At 51.7% G+C, this 20,140-nt stretch carries 16 protein-coding genes; 7 read left to right on the plus strand and 9 right to left on the minus strand.

Annotated features, from left to right (window positions below; all coding sequences use genetic code 11):
- Positions 1-618: 618 nt before the first annotated feature.
- The gene (locus AACY82_RS14020) at positions 619-1,449 is read right to left on the minus strand and encodes a hypothetical protein (protein WP_339617467.1); all 831 of its coding nucleotides are present in this window, start codon (positions 1,447-1,449) and stop codon (positions 619-621) included.
- A 171-nt stretch (positions 1,450-1,620) separates the two neighbouring features.
- Between AACY82_RS14020 and AACY82_RS14025 the strand changes: the two genes are divergently transcribed.
- From AACY82_RS14025 to AACY82_RS14035, 3 genes are all read left to right on the plus strand, one after another.
- Positions 1,621-2,526 (plus strand): AEC family transporter, encoded by a 906-nt coding sequence (locus AACY82_RS14025; RefSeq protein WP_339617468.1) that lies wholly within the window; start codon positions 1,621-1,623, stop codon positions 2,524-2,526.
- A gap of 116 nt (positions 2,527-2,642) precedes the next feature.
- Positions 2,643-3,503 carry a formyltetrahydrofolate deformylase gene (purU, locus tag AACY82_RS14030; RefSeq protein ID WP_339617469.1) on the plus strand — a complete coding sequence of 287 codons (861 nt, stop codon included), beginning with the start codon at positions 2,643-2,645 and terminating at the stop codon, positions 3,501-3,503.
- A gap of 275 nt (positions 3,504-3,778) precedes the next feature.
- Positions 3,779-5,920 (plus strand): methyl-accepting chemotaxis protein, encoded by a 2,142-nt coding sequence (locus AACY82_RS14035; RefSeq protein ID WP_339617470.1) that lies wholly within the window; start codon positions 3,779-3,781, stop codon positions 5,918-5,920.
- Positions 5,921-5,936: 16 nt separating this feature from the next.
- Here AACY82_RS14035 and AACY82_RS14040 read toward each other — a convergent pair whose 3' ends face one another.
- The 6 genes from AACY82_RS14040 to AACY82_RS14065 form a co-directional block, all read right to left on the minus strand.
- On the minus strand, positions 5,937-6,533 hold the full coding sequence (locus AACY82_RS14040; protein WP_339617471.1) for a response regulator transcription factor: 597 nt from the start codon (positions 6,531-6,533) through the stop codon (positions 5,937-5,939).
- The gene (locus AACY82_RS14045; RefSeq protein WP_339617472.1) at positions 6,530-7,660 is read right to left on the minus strand and encodes a sensor histidine kinase; all 1,131 of its coding nucleotides are present in this window, start codon (positions 7,658-7,660) and stop codon (positions 6,530-6,532) included. The genes AACY82_RS14040 and AACY82_RS14045 overlap by 4 nt, the downstream gene beginning before the upstream one ends.
- An 8-nt stretch (positions 7,661-7,668) precedes the next feature.
- Complete coding sequence (locus AACY82_RS14050; protein WP_339617473.1) at positions 7,669-7,827, minus strand: hypothetical protein; 159 nt, start codon at positions 7,825-7,827, stop codon at positions 7,669-7,671.
- Positions 7,828-7,945: 118 nt separating this feature from the next.
- Positions 7,946-9,649: a sodium:solute symporter family protein gene (locus AACY82_RS14055; protein WP_339617474.1), complete on the minus strand. Its 1,704-nt coding sequence runs from the start codon at positions 9,647-9,649 to the stop codon at positions 7,946-7,948.
- Positions 9,650-9,652: 3 nt separating this feature from the next.
- The gene (locus AACY82_RS14060; RefSeq protein ID WP_339617475.1) at positions 9,653-9,919 is read right to left on the minus strand and encodes a DUF4212 domain-containing protein; all 267 of its coding nucleotides are present in this window, start codon (positions 9,917-9,919) and stop codon (positions 9,653-9,655) included.
- A gap of 120 nt (positions 9,920-10,039) precedes the next feature.
- A complete protein-coding gene (locus AACY82_RS14065; RefSeq protein WP_339617476.1) occupies positions 10,040-10,768 on the minus strand; it encodes a DUF6445 family protein in 729 nt (242 codons plus the stop codon).
- A 102-nt stretch (positions 10,769-10,870) separates the two neighbouring features.
- Between AACY82_RS14065 and AACY82_RS14070 the strand changes: the two genes are divergently transcribed.
- Positions 10,871-12,214, plus strand: a complete 1,344-nt coding sequence (locus AACY82_RS14070) for an alkaline phosphatase (protein WP_339617477.1) — start codon at positions 10,871-10,873, stop codon at positions 12,212-12,214.
- Here the strand turns inward: AACY82_RS14070 and AACY82_RS14075 are convergent.
- Complete coding sequence (locus AACY82_RS14075; protein WP_339617478.1) at positions 12,189-13,580, minus strand: YihY/virulence factor BrkB family protein; 1,392 nt, start codon at positions 13,578-13,580, stop codon at positions 12,189-12,191. The genes AACY82_RS14070 and AACY82_RS14075 overlap by 26 nt on opposite strands.
- Before the next feature lie 194 nt (positions 13,581-13,774).
- On the opposite strand from AACY82_RS14075, the gene AACY82_RS14080 reads away from it, so the two are divergent.
- Entirely contained in the window at positions 13,775-14,635 is an 861-nt protein-coding gene (locus AACY82_RS14080; protein WP_339617531.1) for a hypothetical protein, read from the plus strand.
- A 309-nt stretch (positions 14,636-14,944) separates the two neighbouring features.
- Here AACY82_RS14080 and AACY82_RS14085 read toward each other — a convergent pair whose 3' ends face one another.
- On the minus strand, positions 14,945-16,519 hold the full coding sequence (locus tag AACY82_RS14085; RefSeq protein ID WP_339617479.1) for an arylsulfatase: 1,575 nt from the start codon (positions 16,517-16,519) through the stop codon (positions 14,945-14,947).
- 381 nt (positions 16,520-16,900) lie between these two features.
- On the opposite strand from AACY82_RS14085, the gene AACY82_RS14090 reads away from it, so the two are divergent.
- Together AACY82_RS14090 and AACY82_RS14095 are read left to right on the plus strand one after the other, a co-directional pair.
- Positions 16,901-19,132, plus strand: coding sequence for a tetratricopeptide repeat protein (locus AACY82_RS14090; RefSeq protein WP_339617480.1), 2,232 nt, complete (start codon positions 16,901-16,903; stop codon positions 19,130-19,132).
- 22 nt (positions 19,133-19,154) lie between these two features.
- Entirely contained in the window at positions 19,155-20,135 is a 981-nt protein-coding gene (locus AACY82_RS14095) for a MoxR family ATPase (RefSeq protein WP_339617481.1), read from the plus strand.
- The last annotated feature ends 5 nt before the right edge of the window (positions 20,136-20,140 follow it).

Consider the following 20,140-nt stretch of genomic DNA (forward strand, 5'->3'; position numbering starts at 1 on the left):
CATAGCGGTGTGGCTGAGGTTTGGTTGGCGCGTTATGTCGCGGTAACCACCTGTGCTCGCGTTTCGCGCTCATGGGGTGAGCCGCTGCGAGGATTTAATACCAGAGCCTTAACACTGTACCTTTGGCCTGCCATCTTTTGACCTGCCACCTTTAATGGGTGCAACGCTTAGTTAGGCTAGCCTTTGGTCTGCGGGTCTAGCTTTTAATAGAGCGTTGTTCTGACAATTGTCTGCCCTGTCGTTTTCAGCACGATCTGCGCCTTTGGCCTAACCCAATTAAGGAGGCTCGGGGCTTGCGGCAGACTCAGTTTATAGCGTAGGGACGGGCCGTTTGCTCTATCGGCTTGTTTTACCCTTAAACCCTATATATAGGTGTTTTGTAAAAGTGGGATACAAGATAATGCGGTTTGAGGGGGAATGCAAGTGCAGAAAAGCCCTCTTTTGATGTGGATAACTTGTGAGTAATTGGTGGGCGAAGTGATTACTAACGTTGCGGGCCCTCGCAGTCGTGGACTGGCGTTATAACGGGCCCGCTAGCCCAGATTAGATTAAATGTTTATGACGCGTTGCGTGTTTATTCGTTTAGATTTGACCGTCGGTGAGTGTTGCTCCACCGGCTTAAAATCGCACGGATACATAGGCGGTGGGGCCGCTAAAAGTGGCGTCAAAACTGTTGGTTACCTTGGGCTTGGTTTGTGTCACGCTGTAGTCTACCCAGCGGTAACCTGCGCCTATGCCGATATGGGGGGTAAGCGTGTAATCGATCTCGACATCGGCCGCGGTGAGGCTGCCGTCGTATTCATCGTATTTGAGCGAGAGCCAGCCTAGTGTCGAAGAGAGCGTCCAGCGCGAGCCGAGGTCGTGACTGGCAAATAGCACCACGTTAGGGAGTGGGGCGCTGACGTCACTTTTACCGGTACCGATTTCGCGGGTTGCCTCTTCGGTTTCTACTCGCGCATCAATGGTCATTGCCATATCCACGACATGCAGGCCCAGCCCTAGGTCCACCTCGGTGCTGGGTGATTGGTAGAGGTTATAACCTAAATTAACCACGTATACGTTGGCATCAAAGTCTGAGCGGGTCATCAAGGTGCCCTCTAGCTCGTCGATGTCTTGCGGGATATCTAAATCACCAAAGTCGAATGAAAAATCAATGGCAGTGTCGGCACCGCTAGAGAAGCTGGAGTAATTACCCCACAGTTGCCAGTTCTCACTGAGTTGCCATGTCGCGCTAAACCAAGGGTTGGTGTCGGTGTTGTCATGGCCCAAGTCTTCCAAGCTCAGCTCGGTACCCGGTTCACCGGTATCATTAATCCCTGAGGCCACGGTGACGTCGGTATTTTGCTGAAATGCGCCAAATTTAAACTGCAGCGTTGAGTCATCCGCGTAAGCGGTTGCGGTCATGGCTAAGCAGGTTAGGGTGGCAAGGCTTGCAGTACGAAAGATCATAGGTGCTCCTAGCGTATTTCTAATCATTGGTGGCGACTCATATTCGACCTGTAAAGAGTAGATTAGCCTATAATGAGTAATGTCGTCCTCTACCGTCTCACACCACATCCCCAAATTACCTGCATTTGTTAATGTATTGCTCGTAACTGCCTGAAGTTAGAGGTGCCCTTAGTGTTGTTTTTACATTTATTGCCCATATTGGCTCCGGTGTTTATTGCCACCGCCATAGGATTTATTTGGGCCCGTTCGGGTGCCGATTACCCATCGGATTTTATTGGCCGCTTGGTCATGACCGTGGGCACGCCCTGCCTAATCGTCTCATCAATGGCCAGTACTGAGGTAGAGCTTGCCAGTATATCGCGTGTCGCGTTGGCTGCGGCATTGGTGCTGGGCATCACGGGACTTTTGGGTTATTGCCTGTTGCGTATAAAGGGCCTTGATGTAGCCACCTATTTACCTCCCATGGTGCTGCCCAACAATGGGAACATGGGATTACCGGTTTGTTTGTTTGCCTTTGGCGAGCACGGCTTGGCGCTGGCACTGGGGTATTTTTTGGTGATGATCTTGATCACGTTTACCATGGGACTTGCGGTGGTGGCCGGCGGCCATGGCCCGAAGGCCATGTGTAAAGCCGTGCTAAGTCAGCCCGTGCTGTGGGCCATGTTGGTGGCCGTTGGGTTGCTGTTAAGCGATACTCCGGTCCCTTTGTGGCTGGCTAATACGCTGGACTTGCTGGGTGGGTTTGCGATTCCGTTAATGATGATTACCTTGGGGGTCTCGCTCGGTCGCTTAAAGGTCAAAAAGTTAAAGCGCAGTGTATCGTTTAGTGCATTGCGTATCGGGGGCGGTTTGGCAGTGGCCTACCTAGTGGTGGGTGCGCTGGGCTTAAGCGGCACAGAGCGCGGGGTAGTCTTGTTGCAATCGGCAATGCCCGTCGCGGTGTTTACTTATATTTTAAGCTTGCGTTACGAGCGCGACTATCAAGAGGTTGCCGCTATGGTGGTGACCTCGACTGCCATGGCTTTTATTACCTTGCCGCTGGTGTTGGCGTGGGTGCTGCACGGGGTTGCACCTTAACCGTTTGCCGTTGGTATTATTGGCGCTGCCCTTGAGTCCGTTGGGGCGATAGGATAGTCTTTGCGCGGCCCGTATTGGCAGGCCGGTAACCGCAGTGGAGTGAGAGCGCAAACGCTATGGCAAATGTACAAGAAATCGTGTTGACTTTTAGTTGTCAGGATCAACGAGGGTTGGTGGCGCGAGTGGCCAGCTTATTTGCCGAGCGCGGTTACAACATTACCGAGTCGTCCCAGTTTGAGGATACCGACTGCCGCCGCTTTTTTATGCGCACGGTGTTTGATTGCCCAGATGGCGTCAATATGGACGATATCAACGCATTGTTTGCGCCGGTTGCCGAGCAGTATCAAATGGATTGGCAAATCAGCGATACCGCTTGCAAACCCAAGGTACTGATTGCGGTGTCTCAGTGGGGGCACTGTCTTAACAGTTTGCTCAACAGCTGGAAGAATGGCTCGTTACCTATCGATATTGTCGGCGTGGTGTCTAACCATGAGGTAATGCGGCCGTTAACCGAGTGGTACGATTTGCCTTTTTACCATTTACCCATCACCGCCGAAACCAAACCCGCACAAGAGGCGGCTATTTGGCAGCTGATGCAAGAGCGCCAAGCGGATTGTTTAGTGCTCGCGCGCTATATGCAGATTTTGTCCGACGACTTGTGCCGCAAGCTTGAAGGTCGGGCGATTAATATTCATCATTCCTTTTTACCCGGCTTTAAAGGCGCCAAGCCGTACCACCAAGCTTACGAGCGCGGGGTTAAACTGATTGGCGCAACGGCCCACTTTGTCACCGCCGATTTGGATGAAGGTCCGATTATCGAGCAGGCCGTAGAGCGCGTGTCACACGTTAACTCGCCCGAGGGCATGGCCGAGATCGGCCGTGATATCGAGGCTGTGGTCCTCAACCGCGCATTGCGCTGGCACGCCGAGCACCGGGTGCTGCTCAATGGCAGTAAAACCGTGGTGTTTTCCCGCTAGATCCATCATCGGCCTTGTGGCCGCTGACACTACGACGACACTCGCCCGAGTGTCGTATTAACCCCGAGCATTGTTTTAACGATTTGCCCTAAATCGGCGCTCCGTAATGGTGCGTCGCTTTGTTTTGGTGCGCTCATACTTGTGGTTAGGCCTCTGAGGTCGTGATTTCTCTGTGTTGAATAATGCGACTTTGTTGGCCTGAAATCTGCAAATATCAATATTCAGATTACGTACCCCAGCCCTCACAGAAGGGGTTGCCGCAAAGGAAGTCCGCCATGAGCTTAAAAAGTCAGCAAATGCAATTGTCTGGGCCTGAGCGCCACTGGTTAGACTGGTTTGGCGCTAACGGTAAGTTTGCCTTACGCTGGTCGTGCCGGGTAAACCGCAACCGTTATGCTCTGATGGAACAAGCCTTCGAGAGTATTGCCAACACCCGTATTCGGTTAATGCACCAATGGGTGGAATCACAGTGGCGTCATCTAGAAAGCGTGGCTGCGCGCTTGGCGGGAGACGATGTCCAGCAAGAGACGTTGCTACCAAAGCAGCATCAGCGGATGAAAGATTGCTCCGAGTTGTTTTTGATCGACTCTACCGGTCAAGTGATTGAATCGACTTACGCCAGTCGTAAAAGCGCGCGTGATTTAGACAGTAAGGCCGTCGCGGCGGGTTTGGCCGAGCCGTTTTTACACGGGCCCTATGTGGATGCGCTAACCGAAAAAATCGGACCCTCCAGCTCTAAGTTTCACGACGCTGTCACGTTGATGTTTTATTTGCCGGTAACCTTGACCGACGGTAATCCTGGCAGCTTGTGCGCCCGTTACCCCAATGATGTGTTAAGTGATTTAATTCAGCGAGAGGCGGGGCATATTTTTACTGAGTCCGGCGATAATTATTTGTTTATGGTTGAGCCTAGGTTTGATCGCTCGATCGCAGTGGGTACGGCGCTATCACGCTCGCGCTTTGAGGACAGCACATTCTCTCACGGTGAAAACCTCAAATCTGGTATTAACACTCACTGGGGTGTGGTTGGGGTGCGCGAGCATACGGAGTTTGAAATCCGCTTTACCGACCCGGCTACCGGTCAGTTGCACCCTGGCGTGCGCGAGACCATAAAAAACGGCAGTAATTTATTTGTGACTTATCCCGGTTATTCGGACTACCGCCATATTCCCGTGATTGGCAAAGGCGTGACCTTTTCGTTAAAAGGCTCGCCCGACCGCTGGGGTATGATGTGTGAAGGCGATTTGGAAGAGGTGTATCGGTTTCGCTCGGTAACCTACACCATGATGCGTCAGTACGCCTTGTCAGTATTGCTGGTGTTTGGTGGTAATGCTCTGCTGCACAGCGTTACCGAATTGCCTTTGTGGGCAATCAACGTCGCAACGGCAGGCTTGCTTGCGGCCAGTGCTCTGGTGTTTCGTCAGCGAGGGCCGCGCCGATTAGCGCGGCGTATTGGTAAAATGACAGAGATGATTCATACCATTGCGGAGGGCGGCGGAAACTTACGCCAGCGATTGGACACTCGTAAACTCGCACCGGACGAAACCGGCGATTTAGGCCGCTGGACCAATAGCTTTATTGATAATCTCGATAATATTGTGGGTGAGGTGATCGGCGCCGCCAACGATGTAAAAAGTAACAGCGACCAAATGCTGACGCGCAACGAGCAGGCGCGCAGTAGCTCGCAAACCGTATCCAGCTCTGTCGAGCAGATGTTGGCGTTGGTGGAAGATCAAATCAGCGAGATCAGCAACGCCAGTGTGACCGCGAATCAAATGAAAGCCACCATGGATGAGGTGGTCGCGCAAGCGCGCGAGCAACTCGCACAGGTGCAAACGGGGACGCAGTCGATTCGCGATGTGGTTGAACGCTCCGCCGAGACGATTCACCGGCTCAATACACAAACCTCGGAAATCGCCAGTATGGTGACGATGATTGGTGGTATTACCGAGCAAACAAACTTACTAGCGCTCAACGCGGCAATTGAGGCTGCCCGTGCCGGTGAACACGGCCGGGGGTTTTCTGTGGTGGCCGAAGAGGTGCGCTCGCTTGCCGGTCGGACCGCTCAAGTGGCCGAAGACATCAGTGCAAAAATACTTTCGATTCAATCCGAGTCGCAAAAAGCGGCCATTTATATGGAGTCCAGCGTCGAGGAGGTCGACCGAGGTTTGCGCTTAGCTGAAGAGTCGTCCACCGATAACGCCGAGCTGCATGAGATCGTGGCACAGATGTTTGACGCCATTCAGCATATCGAGCAAACCAGCCGTCAAAGTGGTGACCGGGTGCGCGAGGTGGCGAGCTCCAGCGATGCGATGAACCAAGTGTATCGAGTGTTGCGCGGTAGCTCGGACCGCTTACAAAATACCGCCGTCACCTTGCATCAATTGGTGGACTCGTTTCAGGTTTCGGTGCGTTAAGGGCGCTACTATAGCGCTACAACCAACCCTTGTGCCGCGCAATACGCGCGGCCTCGACCCGGTTGCCTGCGCCTAGCTTGCTGATGGCCTCGGATAAATAATTGCGTACTGTCCCGTCTGACAAACAGAGTTTTTGCGCTATCTGCGCAGTGCTTAACCCTTCGTGAGCGAGTCTTAAGGCACGGCGCTCTTTATCGGTCAACGGATCTTTATCGCCCAGCGCCTGTAGGGCTAACTCGCTCGCGATAACGCGCTCTCCTCTTTTAACACGGTAGATCGCATCCACCAATTGGTCCGAAGGGGCGTCTTTGAGTAAAAAACCACCGACGTCTAACTCCAGTGCGCGGCGAATAAAACCGGCGCGATTAAACGTGGTAATAATAATGCTGGCCAGCGGGTTTTGTTGCGCGCGCAGCCACGCGACTAACTCCAGCCCACTAAGCCCTGGCATCTCAATATCCGTTAGCAATATATCAAAAGCGTGTTCACGCAGTGCCGCTTGGGCCTGTAGCCCGTCGCTTGCCGTTGTTACTTTGAATGACGGCTCCAGCTCTAGTAGTGCGCTAAGCGCGCCGCGCAACATGGCTTGATCTTCGGCTAATAGAATCCTCATGAGGCGGGGCCTGTTTTGTCTGGGTCTTTAGGTAGCGTGATTTTAACGCAAAAGCCATTGACGGTCGTAATGCTAAGTTGGCCGCCGAGTAAGTGAAGTCGTTGTCTTATGCCGGTTAAACCGTTGCCTTCGGTTAGGTCGTCGAGTGTGCCGTTGTCGCTTACGGTCATAGTGTGCACATCATCGTCATTTTTAAATGCTAGTTCACACCGGTCAGCATTGCTGTGGCGTAGCAAGTTTGTGGTTAGCTCGCGCAGAATCAGCGCTAAGGCATTGTCGGTTTTTTTATCAAGTGCGGGGATGGCACCGGTTTGCAAAAATTGTATGTTCTGTTCGCGCATACGCAGCGCTAAGTTGATGAGTTCATCGGCTAGATTAGTGCGGTGTACACCGCTAATGGTTTCGCGCACTTGACGTAAGCCGTCGCGGGTAATGGCTTGCAGTTGCGTTAACTCGTTAGCGGCTTGCTCGGATTTTTCACGCAACAGTAGCTTTTGCGCCAGCTCGGCTTTTAATGCGATGGTTGACAGGGTATGGCCTATAACGTCGTGTAAATCGCGGGCAATGCGCTCGCGCTCAAGCGATTGCGCCAGCGAGCGGATTTGCTCGGTTGACTGTTGCTCGCGTTTGGCATTTTGTACTCGCATTCGCTCGATAACGCCGATCATGCCTATGGTAGGTGCACCAATCATAATGTATAGGCTAAAAAACAAGAACGGATAGTGTAGCGCCTCGCCCAAAAAGTAGGTGCCAAGTAACACTAAACTCACGGCGCCGATAAAATAACCTAGTGGTAGCATGACACCGAGAAAAAAGCCGCTGTACATAAAAAAGTTAGACGCGCCTGGCGTGATAAAAGAGCAAGCTGTGGCGATACTAAGCATTGCGATAATGGCAAGATACCAGCGGTTTTGCGGTAAGTATCGAACGCCGATATAGGTGCTGACAAAAGCGCCGTAACCGAGTAGGGCCAACACTAACGCCCACCCGCTAAGGGGAATCACAAAAATAGGAATAAAATAATAAGCGCTAAAAATTAACCAAACATAATAGAGTCGGTCATTTTTAAAGTAATGGATACTACCGGCTGTTTGCGGTTGCGTTGTTGCTAGATGGGAGTGGCTCATGCTTTGCCTCAATGTTGGGTGCACAAGTAGCCGGCGAGCGCCAGCATGAGTAAATTGGCACTCAAGGTGACTTTAGCCCATTGCTCCAGCCAAGGCGACACCTCGCACAGCAAGCTATAGGTGCACGCCGCTGTGGTTGATAAATAGTCGAATAGGGCAATAAGCATGGGTGCAGCTCCTGAGTAGTATTATTCAGGTGTTATTGTGCTTTGCCCCGAGGCGCTAAACCATTGAGCAATGTCACCCATTGCGGGTGACATTTGTCATTAATGTTAGCGAAAAAGCTTAGGCTTTAATTTGTTGCGGGTAGCGAATCGATTCGACGAGTTCTTGTACCTCTGGCGGTGCTGGAGGTGTTACTTTCCAAACCGAAATCGCCACGATCACGTTAATGACCATGCCGACAGTGCCAATGCCTTCGGGTGATATTCCCAGTAGCCAGTACTCGGGGGTGTTGGGCAGCAGAGGTTCCATCACAATGCCTTTAAATACCAAAATGTAAATCGTGGTAAACAGCAAGCCGCAAATCATGCCGGCGATGGCGCCTTCGCGGTTCATGGATTTAAAGAAAATGCCCATGATAATGGCTGGAAAGAAACTTGCCGCCGCCAAACCAAAGGCAAAGGCAACCACCTCGGCGACAAACCCTGGTGGATGTATGCCGAGGTAACCTGCGACACAAATAGCTACCGCTGCGGCAATACGGGCAAACAGCAATTCTTGTTTCTCACTAATATTGGGCATTAGGTTGCGCTTAAGTAGGTCGTGAGAAACAGACGTCGAAATCACCAACAACAGGCCGGCCGCCGTGGAGAGTGCGGCGGCTAAACCACCTGCGGCGATCAGAGCAATCACCCAAGCGGGTAAGCGGGCGATCTCTGGGGTTGCCAACACCATAATATCGCGGTCGATGGTCATTTCGTTGCGCTCATCACCACTGTAAAACAGTCGGCCGTCTTGGTTTTTATCTTCCCAGGCGACTAAGCCTGTGGCTTCCCAGCTGTCGATCCAACCGGGCGCTTCGGTCGCGGCTACCCCTTGGGCCTCGGGGCCATTAATAGTGTCAATCATGTTGACTCGGGCAAAGACCGCGATGGCTGGAGCTGTGGTGTATAAAATGGCGATAAAGATCAACGCCCAGCCGGCGCTTTTACGGGCGTCGCGAACTTTTGGGACGGTAAAAAACCGCACAATAACGTGGGGTAAACCAGCGGTGCCGACCATCAAAGCCGCGGTAATGCAAAACATATCGATGGTGGATTTTTTACCTTCGGTGTAGGCATTAAACCCGAGCGATTCACTTAAGCCATCGAGCTTGTCGAGTAAGTATACGCTAGGATCATCGGCCATGGTGGAGCCCATGCCAATTTGCGGAATAGGAGAGCCGGTCATCATTAAACTTAAAAAGATTGCCGGCACCATAAAGGCAAAAATCAACACGCAGTACTGCGCCACTTGGGTGTAGGTGATACCTTTCATGCCGCCGAGTACGGCGTAAAAAAAGACAATACCCATACCGATGATAATTCCTAGGGTGATGTCGACTTCTAGAAAGCGTGAAAACACTACGCCCACGCCCCGCATTTGCCCGGCAACATAAGTAAACGAGACAAAAATGGCACAAATGACGGCAACGGTACGCGCCGTTTGCGAATAGTAGCGGTCGCCAATAAAGTCTGGCACCGTAAATTTACCAAACTTACGCAAGTAGGGCGCTAGGCACAAGGCCAGCAAAACGTAGCCGCCGGTCCAGCCCATAAGGTAAACGCTGCCGTCGTAACCGATAAACGAGATGAGCCCCGCCATAGAGATAAATGAGGCGGCACTCATCCAATCGGCCGCGGTGGCCATGCCGTTGGCCAGCGGTGGCACATGGCCGCCAGCCACGTAAAACTCTTGGGTGCTGGCGGCGCGGGCCCAAATGGCAATACCAATGTAAAGCGCGAAAGTAATGCCGACGATAAGAAACGTGAGTACTTGAACATCCATGGTTTATTCTTCCTCTACGCCGAATTTTTTATCGAGCTGATTCATCACGCGGACGTAGACAAAAATCAGTAATACGAATGTATAGATCGACCCCTGCTGCGCAAACCAAAAACCGAGTTTAAAGCCGCCTAGGCGAATGTTGTTGAGTTGATCGACAAACAAAATGCCGGCGCCGTACGAGACGGCAAACCAAATTGCGAGCAGTGTTAACAGCCAGCGGATGTTAGCGCGCCAGTAAGCTTGGGCGGCTTCTTTGGATGAAAAGCTCATAGGGGGACTCCTTTTTGTGTTTATTGTATAGCGTTGATGTTATTGCTTTGGCTCTATTATTTTAATTTTTAGGTTAGGTTCACGTGGTTAGATATTATTAATCGTAAACAATTAAACTCATTAACGACTGACTAAAAAGCTATTAATCGACAGTCGCGCGTTGGTTGGCTCTTGTGAAAAATCAAACCCGGGGCGGATCACCCCGGAATGTAAACTGGTGCAAGGGTAGAGTACTAAGCGGTTGTAACGCGCCGGTATCTCTGCGATTTTTTCAAAAACCTTGGTGTCAGAGTAAATATAATCGGCCGCCGGCAGCCCTACTTGTTGTGCATCGGCCTCTAGGGCCTGCATATAGCGCTTAAAGCGCTCTTCGGTTATCGACTCAAACCCGGTGCTGCGATGGCGGTAGAAGGCGGTGCCACCGTACTGCTCGTTTAACCGATTACATAAAAAGTAAATGCTGGCCAGCTCCCGTGGGTGGCGCGAGTCAAAGTGCGGAATGCGCTGCAGCGGTTTGAGTGATGCAGGTGTTTGGGTTACTAATGAATAGCTGGACTCTACCCGGGTGATATCGCCCGGGCGGGTGTCAAACACCTTGGCCAGTAGCGGCGGTAGGGCACGCTCTAAGGCATCGGTATACACGCTGGGTGCCGGTGTCCGGTGGCCCGGAAACAGCCCCGGATCTGGTTTGAACGGCGCTTCGCTCGCTCGTTTTACCAGCCAATCTGGGTTGTTCAAAAAATCATCAATAACCAGCACCGGCTGTTGTTCTCGGCCGATGTGGCGACACTCGATATGTGCCGAGGGGTTGGCTGATAAATTAGGTGGTGGCGTGTAAATACTGGACATGGGCGACTGTCATTATTTTTTTGTAATTATCTGGCACTATACGTTCCATCAAGGAAGGGCGCAATTGCCCCGAGCCCTCTTTCAAACGAATGTGGAGTGAACATGAAACAAGCACTGGCCGCTACGGCTTTATTGTGTATCGCGCAGCTCAGTAGTGCCGCGGCAACCGAGCCGGCGGTGCCGCAGTCGGTTATTTACGTGATTGGCGATGGCATGGGGATGGAGTACATCACCGCCTACCGCCATTTTGCCGATGACCCCACGACTGACGAGCTCGAAGACACTCTGTTCGACCGTTACTTTGTCGGTACCTCTGCGACTCATCCCCATGAGCATGGGTTGGTGACAGACTCTGCCGCCGGGGCTACGGCGCTGTCGGCGGGCATTAAAACCTATAATGGTGCGATTGCTGTGGATGTGGATAAGCGGCCGGTAGAGACGTTGCTGGAGCGGGCGAAAAAGCTCGGCTACAGCACGGGGATGGTCTCGACCAGCCAAATCAATCATGCGACGCCGGCCAGCTTTGCCGCCCATGTGGACAGTCGCCAAAAGTATGACGATATTGCCGACCAGTATCTGGATAATCGCATTGACGGCAAGCCTTGGGTCGATGTCCTGATCGGCGGTGGTGAGCAGTATTTTAAGCGCGACAACCGCGATTTGGTGGCCGGGTTTACCGCGCTGGGGTATCACTACGCCGATGACTTTGCCTCGCTTGATAGTATCGAGAAAGCGCCGGCTTTGGCGCTATTGGCACCTAAGGGGCTGCCCTTTGCGATAGATCAGCCACCGGCCAACCGGTTAGCGGTGATGACTGCCAAAGCACTGGCTTTATTGCCCAAGAACAAACCGTTCTTTCTGCTGGTTGAGGCCAGTGAAATTGACTGGTGTGGCCATGCCAACGATATCGCCTGTGCGATGGCCGAGATGCGCGATGCCGAAGAGACCTTAAAAGTGGTGGGTAATTATGTTGCCGGACACCGCGATACCGTAATGGTGATGACCGCCGATCACAGCACCGGTGGGTTGAGCATGGGGGCCAACGGCGAGTACGAGTGGCGTGCCTCTGTGGTGCGCGGAGTAACAGCATCGGCTAACGAATTAGCCCGTCAACTAAAAGACGCTGGTAGTGACTGGCAGCAAACATGGCTTGAGTTAACCGGTATTGCGCTTACCAGCGAACAATACAATACGATTGCGCGGCAGGTTAAGGCCTCGCGCCGTGCCAGCACCGAGACCGAGAAAAACGCCGCCAAAACTGAGCTGCGGGCAACATTATTATCGGCCATTGATCGCGCCAGTGTCACGGGCTGGACTACCAGTGGGCATACCGGCGGCGATGTGCCGGTGTTTGCCGCCGGTGTAAATGCCGAGCAATTTGCCGGACACCAAGACAATACCGCCATTGCGCAAAAGCTATTTACTCGGCTGCATCCGGTGCAATAAGCGGTTGCTCTGCGGTGGCCCGAATCCAATCGGCCACCGTTTGCTCGCCCAGTTCGGCGTATAAACCCGATTCAATACGAGCCTCTAGCGCTGTAACCGGACTGTTGCCGAGTAGTGACGAGGGAACGACACCCTCGTGGCGCCTTAAAACCTGTAACACTTCGCGCAAGGTAATATGATCAAGCGACCGGGCCGGCACCAGCCGATTGGCATCGCTGCCCGAGATCATCACCAAATCGTGCTTCAGCATTTTGTGAATCATGCGTTGAATTTCTTGTGGCCCCACCGACAAGTTGGATTCCATTTTAGCGATTGAGGTGCTGCCCTCATCGCGGTCAAAATTGCAGGCCACTTTGTGCATAATGGCAAGGCCTGTTAATTCGTCAATGCGGGCCGACGGCAGATTAACCCGTGAGCGTGTAATTTGTTGCGCGTGTTGCGAATAAAATGCTACGGCGGCGCCTACCAGCAAAATCAGCCAGGCGAGGTAGAGCCAGATAAGCAATAAAATACCGACCGCAAACCCCGAGTAAATAGCGGTGTATTTGGTCGATGACGAAACAAAGAGCGTAAAACCAAAAATAGTGGTTTGCCAGATCACCCCGGCCACTACACCACCTAAAAAAGCGTGGGCTAATTTAACGCGGGTATTGGGTATAAATGTATAAAGGAAGGTGAACAACCCAATAATAACCAGGTAAGGCACCGTGCTGGATAAAAAGCCGTAAAGCCAACCCAGTGGCGCAAATTCAATAAGGTGTTGCATGGTGCTGCTGTTGATGAGTGCAGCCGTGGCGCCCATGGCCGAAAACACCACCAGCGGGCCGATCATAATGACACTTAAGTAGCTGCTAAAACGCTGCGCCAGCGAGCGGCTTTCGCTAACCCGCCAAATCTCGTTAAACGAACGTTCGATTTTTTGGATCAGGGATATGACGGTATAAATTAATACCCCGAGCCCCACCGACCCCAACACCCCAACTTTGATGTTGTCGACAAAGCTTAAAATGTTCTCGACCACAATGGGCCCTCGCTCACCCAGTGGCGCGGCCAACATATGGTCTAAAATGGGCTCGAGCTGATTGTGCACCCCAAAGCCTTTGAGTACCGAAAAGCTCAGTGCCAAAAAAGGCACCAGTGACAGCAAGGTGGTGTATACCAAGCTCATAGCGTGCAGGGTGATATCGCCGCGCACGAGATCGCGTACAACCGCGACTATAACCCGCGACAAATGCCAAAAGCGTTGATGCAACTTAGAGCGGTGCGCGGTTTCCACCTGCCAGAGCCAACGGTCGAGCGTGCGCAGGCCGTTCTCGACTTTTTTTGCGATCGATTCGGGGTGGGTTTTGTGGTCACTCTCGCTCATTGCGGTTACTCGTACTGTTGCGGGCTGGGCGACGAACGGCTGGCTCCGTCGTTGGTTTTTCGGTGTATCACCCTTGAGCATAGCGAATGGCAGGTACTGCTGGCAAATAATGCACGCCGAGCGACGAAATTACTTGCCTGAAACGCAAAAACACCGGATTATCCGCTTTTTTTACAGGTGTATGTTTTGTGAGCATGATCTCGTTTAATGTATTTCGCACCTTGGGGTTAAACGGCGTGACCGTTTTAAAGCCCGAACAGTATTTGCAGCACAGGCAAGCGCTGCAAGAGGCCCGCTGGGTACTGTTCCCTGAGTATTGGCAAGTTAACGCGCTGGTGTTTGGTTTGGGGTGCCGCATTTTCCCCAGCCTGTCGAGCTATTTAATTGGCCACGACAAGGTCGAGATGACCCGGGCCTTTCAAATGATAGCGCCAAACAACACCCCCTGGACGCTTATTGCTGCGAACACCGACAGCGAGGCCGACCGGCTGTGGGATACTATGCTGCTGCCCTTTGTGGTTAAGCTGCCTAAAGCGGCTATGGGTGAGGGGGTGTGGCTGGTAAATAACCGCACCGACTTTGAACGCTACCGGGCGCTAACCGATATTCTTTATGTACAAGAGTATTTGCCTATCGTGCGGGACATTCGCGTGGTTATTGTCGGCGGTAAAATGGTAACCGCTTATTGGCGGTTACAAGCCGACCAAGGGTTTTACAATAATGTCGCGCGCGGCGGTATTGTCGATCACTCTCCGGTGCCGTTTCAGGCCGTGGAGCTGGCGTTAGGTGTTGCGAGCACACTGGGGGTGGATCATGCCGGCTTTGATGTGGCCATGGTGGGTGATCATCCTTATTTGCTGGAATTTAATCGACTGTTTGGCAATCAGGGATTGCCTGGTGGCACCGCACCATTGCAAGAGGCAATGGCTGAATATTTAGCCGAATCGGGCTTGCCTGGGGGAGCAGATCACGTTGACCCTGACGACCCTGATCAAAGTGGGCCCAATAAGCCTGCGCGAGAATGGTCGCGCAGCACCGAGAACGCTATTAGTTAACGACTACTAGGTAATTGCTTGATTCCTGGCTAATGACATTATTGCAAGCGCCAGCCATACTTTATAGTCTGGTCGCCAGAAGCGGCATGCGCCAATGTGCACGAGCCCTGTATATCATGGCTAAATAGAAAAACGCAATTTAGTGATGCTCAGCCTTCTCACGAGCTAATTATGCGATCATTCGGCTCGCGTATAGTATAAGGGGTAGAGCTGTTAGATTAACGCCGCCGGTACTTTTATTTTAAATTTAATGCCAAAAAAAAGCCGCCCATCGTTAGCTGGGCGACTTTTTAATGGATACTCTCGTGTTTAATTACGTGGTACGAGGGCGTCGAGCTTTTTCAGCTTGTCCATTGCTTCCTTTTGCTCAAAAGTTTTGTAGCTGATGTCGCTCATGCTTAAGCTAGAGCCTTTTTGGAATGGGTATTCAGGAATGCTTTTTAGGAATTCCATTGCTTTTTGTTGTACGGGTACAAATAGCCACATGGTGTTCTCCGCATACCATTTGAGGTACATAGCTGATTCCAGTGCACCTTTTTGGTAAGGGTCCGCGCGCAGGTTGATGATTAACGGCCAGGCAGGAGTTTCACGTACCGCGGTGTTAATGCCACCAGATAGGGTCGCAAAGTGAATTTTCCAATCTTGCCAGCGTACAGCATTAAGCTCGCCAGTGGCGCCAAAGTAGAAGATCGAATCCCGTGGAGATTTATCTTCCTCACCGCTCAACCACGGCATCATATTGTAGCCGTCTAAATGAACTCGAAACTTTTTACCGTTAGTGCGGAAGCCCTTTTTCATCTTCTCTACTAATTCAGGCTCGCCTGCTGCTGCGGCAAAAGTGGGCATCCAGTCTTCTTGCGAGATAATGTCGTTGAACACCGTGTCGGGCTCGACCACACCAGGCCAGCGAACCATCATAGGTACACGATGACCGCCTTCCCATGTGGTGCCTTTTTCGCCGTGGAATGGCGTTGTGCCACCGTCTGGCCAACTGATGGTTTCGGCGCCATTGTCGGTCGAATAAACCACAATAGTGTTATCCGCGATTTTCCACTCGTCGAGTTTATCGAGCAATACACCGACGGACTTATCGTGTTCCACCATGCCGTCCGCGTATAGGCCGATGCCGGTTACGCCGTCGGACTCAGGCTTTAGATGAGTCCAAACGTGCATGCGAGTGGTGTTCATCCAGACAAAGAAGGGCTTGTCTGCTTTAACGGCACGCTCCATAAAGTCGATGCCAGCGCTTAAAAACTCTTCATCGGCTGTTTCCATGCGTTTTTTAGTTAATGGACCGGTGTCTTCAATTTTGCCATCGGCGGTAGAGTGTAGAACACCTCGAGGGCCATATTTCTTACGAAACTCTTCGTCTTTCGGGTAATAGTAACCTTCGGGCTCCTCCTCTGCATTTAGGTGATACAAGTTACCAAAAAACTCATCAAAGCCGTGGTTGGTAGGTAGGTGTTTGTCTTGGTCGCCTAAGTGGTTTTTGCCAAATTGGCCTGTTGCGTAGCCTTGGTCCTTTAATACGTCGGCAATGGTCGGCGACCAATCTGGAATGCCGTGATCAGAGCCGGGCATACCAATGGTTAACAGACCAGTACGGAAAGGGTGCTGCCCCAAAATAAAGGACGCGCGACCGGCGGTACACGATTGCTGAGCGTAAGCATCGGTGAACATCGCGCCTTCGTTGGCAATCCGATCAATATTGGGAGTTTGGTAACCCATAATCCCGTGATTGTAAGCACTGACGTTGTGCACGCCAATATCATCCCCCCAGATAACAAGAATGTTAGGTTTGTCAGCGGCGTGCGCGGCACTGGTGCCGACGGTAAGCGCCGCTAAAGCCACAAGCTTTTTCCACTTTGAATGTATGATGGACACGATGTTACTCCTTTAAGTCCTGGATATTACCAATTCAGGTCGCCATATAAATGCATACAACTGTGGCACTCCTCTAACGTCTTTTTGGGTAGCCGTTATGAGAACCGCTTAAAAAGCTTAGACGCTGGTATCAAATCTGCCAAATAAATAATTAAATTGTTGGGGACTAAAAATGAAGAACATTAGTATCGCTATACAATCACTATCTCTACCTCTATTATTCCTATAAAAGCAAAAGGGTTTATAACAATATTGTAATAACTCCAACGTGATTTTATGCGCCGTTAAGGGCAAGTGATTGGCAGAGTGAGGTTTTAAGTGACAGGCAAGGAACACGCTGAAAAAAAAGAAAGGTTTTGGCAGAGGAGTGCTTGGTGGGGGATGATACTGGTTAGTTTGTTCAGCCCTTTTTGTCTGGCGGATGAGGCCGCGTGCGCAAACTGCCATCAACAACAGGTGAACGATTGGCAGGGCTCTCACCATTTTCATGCCATGGGAGAGGCTACCCTAGACTCTGTTCGGGGCGACTTTTCTAATCAAACTATCGAGTATCAGGGTGAGCAAGCGCGTTTTTACCACGAGGGAAGTGCGTTGTTTATTGCCATGCCTAACCTTAAGGGTGAAATGACCCCGTACCCGGTCGTAAACTATTTTGGTTACGAACCGCTGCAGCAATACATGTTTGAAATGTCGCCAGGAAAGTTGCAGTTTTTTCCGTTTGCGTGGGATACCAGAGCAAAAACGGAAGGCGGACAACGTTGGTTTGTATTGCATCCCGAGCAAAAACCTCACGATGAATTTCACTGGTCGCAAATGGGACAGAACTGGAACCAAATGTGCGCCGACTGCCACTCGACTAATTTTGTGAAAGGTTTTGACCTTGACAGTAACACTTTTAAGTCGAGTTATGATGCCATCAATGTTAGTTGCGCTGCGTGTCACGGCAATGCCGATAAGCACCTTGCTTGGGCCGCAGGTGATAAAGACGTTCGCAATAAAGGCTACGAGCACTACATTGGTGCAAAAACGCCGCTGTTTCGCGAGAACGACGAAGGTTTAATGCGGGCTATTGCCGAAATTAAACCCTCTAAGCAAATCGAGGTGTGTGCCAGCTGTCACTCTCGCCGTTCGCAAACCAGTGATCGCGGTGCGCCCCACGAGTTTTTTGAGCATTATCAGCCATCGCTACTTACCCCTGAGCTATATCATGCCGATGGTCAGATCTTGGATGAAGATTACGTTTGGGGCTCCTTTATGCAAAGTAAAATGTTTGCAGCCGGTGTCACTTGTAGCAACTGCCATAATCCGCACTCAGGTGAATTAAAGTTGCCCGAAAACAAAACCTGTACCCAGTGTCATAGTGCTGAAACATTTGAGTCGACAAAACATCATGGCCATAAACTAGAGACCACCGGAAGCTACTGCGTCGATTGTCATATGCCCGCAACGGTTTATATGCAAGTTGATGCCCGGCGCGATCACAGTTTTAAAGTACCGCGCCCCGACTTAACTCAGCAGACCGGTGTGCCCAATGCGTGTAACGGCTGTCACCAAGATCAGTCGCCTGCATGGGCCAAAAATCAGATCGAACAATGGCACCCAAACGCTAATCGTTTAGGCTCCGAACATTTTGCCCAAGCGTTCTTTGCTGCCGACACCCAAGAGCCTAATGCCGATGCTAAGCTAACCCGCATTGCGCAGAATGTTAGCTACCCCGATATTGTGCGCGCCTCTGCACTGGCACGTATGGAGCAAACCCCGGGGCAAAATGCGGTTGTCGCCATCATGCGGTCAGTGCGCGATCAAGACCCGATAAAACGCCAAGCGGCCATTACCGCGGCATCCGCTTACCCAGTGACTGACCGTTGGCGCATGCTTAATAGCTTACTGGATGATACTCATGCGCCTATTCGCGTTGAAGCGGCGCGAACCTTAACCGCCATGTTAACGCAGCCGCCAGAGACGGCGCTAAGCAAGGCGGACGAAGCGCGACTTAACGCGGCACTAGATGAGTACCGCCAGGTACAGCATTATCAGGCCGAGCGAGGGTTCTCTCACACTAACCTTGGCAACCTGGCGCAAGAGCTTGGCATGATTAAAAATGCCGAGAACCATTATCGCGACGCGATTGACGTAGAGCCGGTGTTTATTCCCGCTTATGTGAACTTGGCCGATATTTATCGCATTCGCGGTAATGAAGCTAAGGTGCAAGAAACGCTTAAGCAGGCACTTGCGGTTAACCGCGAAGCCTCGGCCGCGCACTACGCATTGGCGATGAGCTTGGTGCGGCAGGGCAAAAAGGACCAAGCAATCGCCCACATGCAAAATGCGGTTACTTACGGCTCCACTAACGCCAGCTTCATCTATACTTATGCACTGTTGTTGCAAGATCGTCAGCGCTATAACGATGCGCTGGTGCAATTGCGCCGGGCTTATGAGTTGACGCCAAACAACCCAGATATAAGCTATAGTTTGTCTCAGTTGTACATTGGTGCTAAACAGTATGATAAAGCGCTTTTATACGCCAAAAAATTAGCTGAGCTGGTCCCCGGCAACGAGCAAATTAGCCAGATGATTGAACAGATTAAAACGCTTAAAACAAATCAGCCCTAACCGCCTGTGAAGGGAGTAAACGATGAAAGGATTGGACAAAATCAATGCACTGAAAGCGCGTATGTCGGCCAGCATCATTGGCCAGGAAACGGTCGTGGAGCGTTTACTGATTGGCTTGCTGGCCAATGGTAATTTGTTGATTGAAGGTTTACCGGGGCTTGCAAAAACCCGTGCTATTAAAGCGCTGGCCAAAAACCTAGACAGCAAGTTTAGTCGGGTACAGTTTACTCCTGACTTGCTCCCCTCGGACATTACCGGCTCTGAGGTGTTTTATCAAAACGACAGCGGCGGCGAGTTTCGCTTTGATCCGGGCCCAATTTTCGCCAACATTGTGTTGGCCGATGAAATTAACCGAGCGCCCGCTAAAGTCCAATCAGCTCTGCTAGAGGCAATGGAAGAGCGCCAGATTACGGTAGCCGGTAAAAGCCATAAAATGGACCCTCTGTTTATGGTATTGGCCACACAAAACCCTGTAGAGCAAGAAGGTACCTACCCGCTGCCTGAGGCGCAGATGGACCGTTTTTTGATGAAGGTCAACGTCGATTACCCAACGGTAGAAGACGAGGTCAAAGTCATTGAGCTGGTGCGCCTCGAAGAGCAAGCCCAACAAGGCGTTAAAAAACCTCACGAGCCCGCCGAGCTTACCAGTGCCGACGATATATTTGCCGCCCGTAACGAGATCGCGGCCGTAGAGGTCGATGCCGCCATGGCCCGTTACATGGCTGACTTGGTGTACGCCAGCCGAACCCCAGAAAAGTACGATGCCGAGCTCGCCCGTTGGATTGATATCGGCGCCTCGCCACGGGCCTCAATTGCGTTGGATAAGTGCGCGCGTACCCATGCTTGGTTGAATGGCCGGGCGCAGGTGCTGCCAGAAGATATTCGAGCGATTGCCCCCGACGTTCTTCGCCACCGCTTGGCCTTAAGTTATCAAGCCCAAGGCGCCGGTGTAAACGCCGAAGCGGTTATTGCAAAGATGATCGAGCTGGTGGCACTGCCGTAACTGTG

It is taken from the genome of uncultured Gilvimarinus sp. (genome assembly GCF_963972205.1).
In the GTDB taxonomy this organism is placed as follows: Bacteria; Pseudomonadota; Gammaproteobacteria; order Pseudomonadales; family Cellvibrionaceae; genus Gilvimarinus; species Gilvimarinus japonicus.

What these genes read in the sequence shown, in the direction of transcription:
- AACY82_RS14035 (WP_339617470.1), top strand. Translation starts at nt 3,779, where the DNA reads ATGAGCTTAAAAAGTCAGCAAATGCAATTGTCTGGGCCTGAGCGCCAC.
- AACY82_RS14060 (WP_339617475.1), bottom strand. Translation starts at nt 9,919, where the DNA reads ATGAGCTTTTCATCCAAAGAAGCCGCCCAAGCTTACTGGCGCGCTAAC.
- AACY82_RS14080 (WP_339617531.1), top strand. Translation starts at nt 13,775, where the DNA reads ATGATCTCGTTTAATGTATTTCGCACCTTGGGGTTAAACGGCGTGACC.
- AACY82_RS14020 (WP_339617467.1), bottom strand. Translation starts at nt 1,449, where the DNA reads ATGATCTTTCGTACTGCAAGCCTTGCCACCCTAACCTGCTTAGCCATG.
- AACY82_RS14040 (WP_339617471.1), bottom strand. Translation starts at nt 6,533, where the DNA reads ATGAGGATTCTATTAGCCGAAGATCAAGCCATGTTGCGCGGCGCGCTT.
- AACY82_RS14065 (WP_339617476.1), bottom strand. Translation starts at nt 10,768, where the DNA reads ATGTCCAGTATTTACACGCCACCACCTAATTTATCAGCCAACCCCTCG.
- AACY82_RS14055 (WP_339617474.1), bottom strand. Translation starts at nt 9,649, where the DNA reads ATGGATGTTCAAGTACTCACGTTTCTTATCGTCGGCATTACTTTCGCG.
- AACY82_RS14075 (WP_339617478.1), bottom strand. Translation starts at nt 13,580, where the DNA reads ATGAGCGAGAGTGACCACAAAACCCACCCCGAATCGATCGCAAAAAAA.
- purU (WP_339617469.1), top strand. Translation starts at nt 2,643, where the DNA reads ATGGCAAATGTACAAGAAATCGTGTTGACTTTTAGTTGTCAGGATCAA.
- AACY82_RS14090 (WP_339617480.1), top strand. Translation starts at nt 16,901, where the DNA reads ATGATACTGGTTAGTTTGTTCAGCCCTTTTTGTCTGGCGGATGAGGCC.
- AACY82_RS14050 (WP_339617473.1), bottom strand. Translation starts at nt 7,827, where the DNA reads ATGCTTATTGCCCTATTCGACTATTTATCAACCACAGCGGCGTGCACC.
- AACY82_RS14045 (WP_339617472.1), bottom strand. Translation starts at nt 7,660, where the DNA reads ATGAGCCACTCCCATCTAGCAACAACGCAACCGCAAACAGCCGGTAGT.
- AACY82_RS14095 (WP_339617481.1), top strand. Translation starts at nt 19,155, where the DNA reads ATGAAAGGATTGGACAAAATCAATGCACTGAAAGCGCGTATGTCGGCC.
- AACY82_RS14070 (WP_339617477.1), top strand. Translation starts at nt 10,871, where the DNA reads ATGAAACAAGCACTGGCCGCTACGGCTTTATTGTGTATCGCGCAGCTC.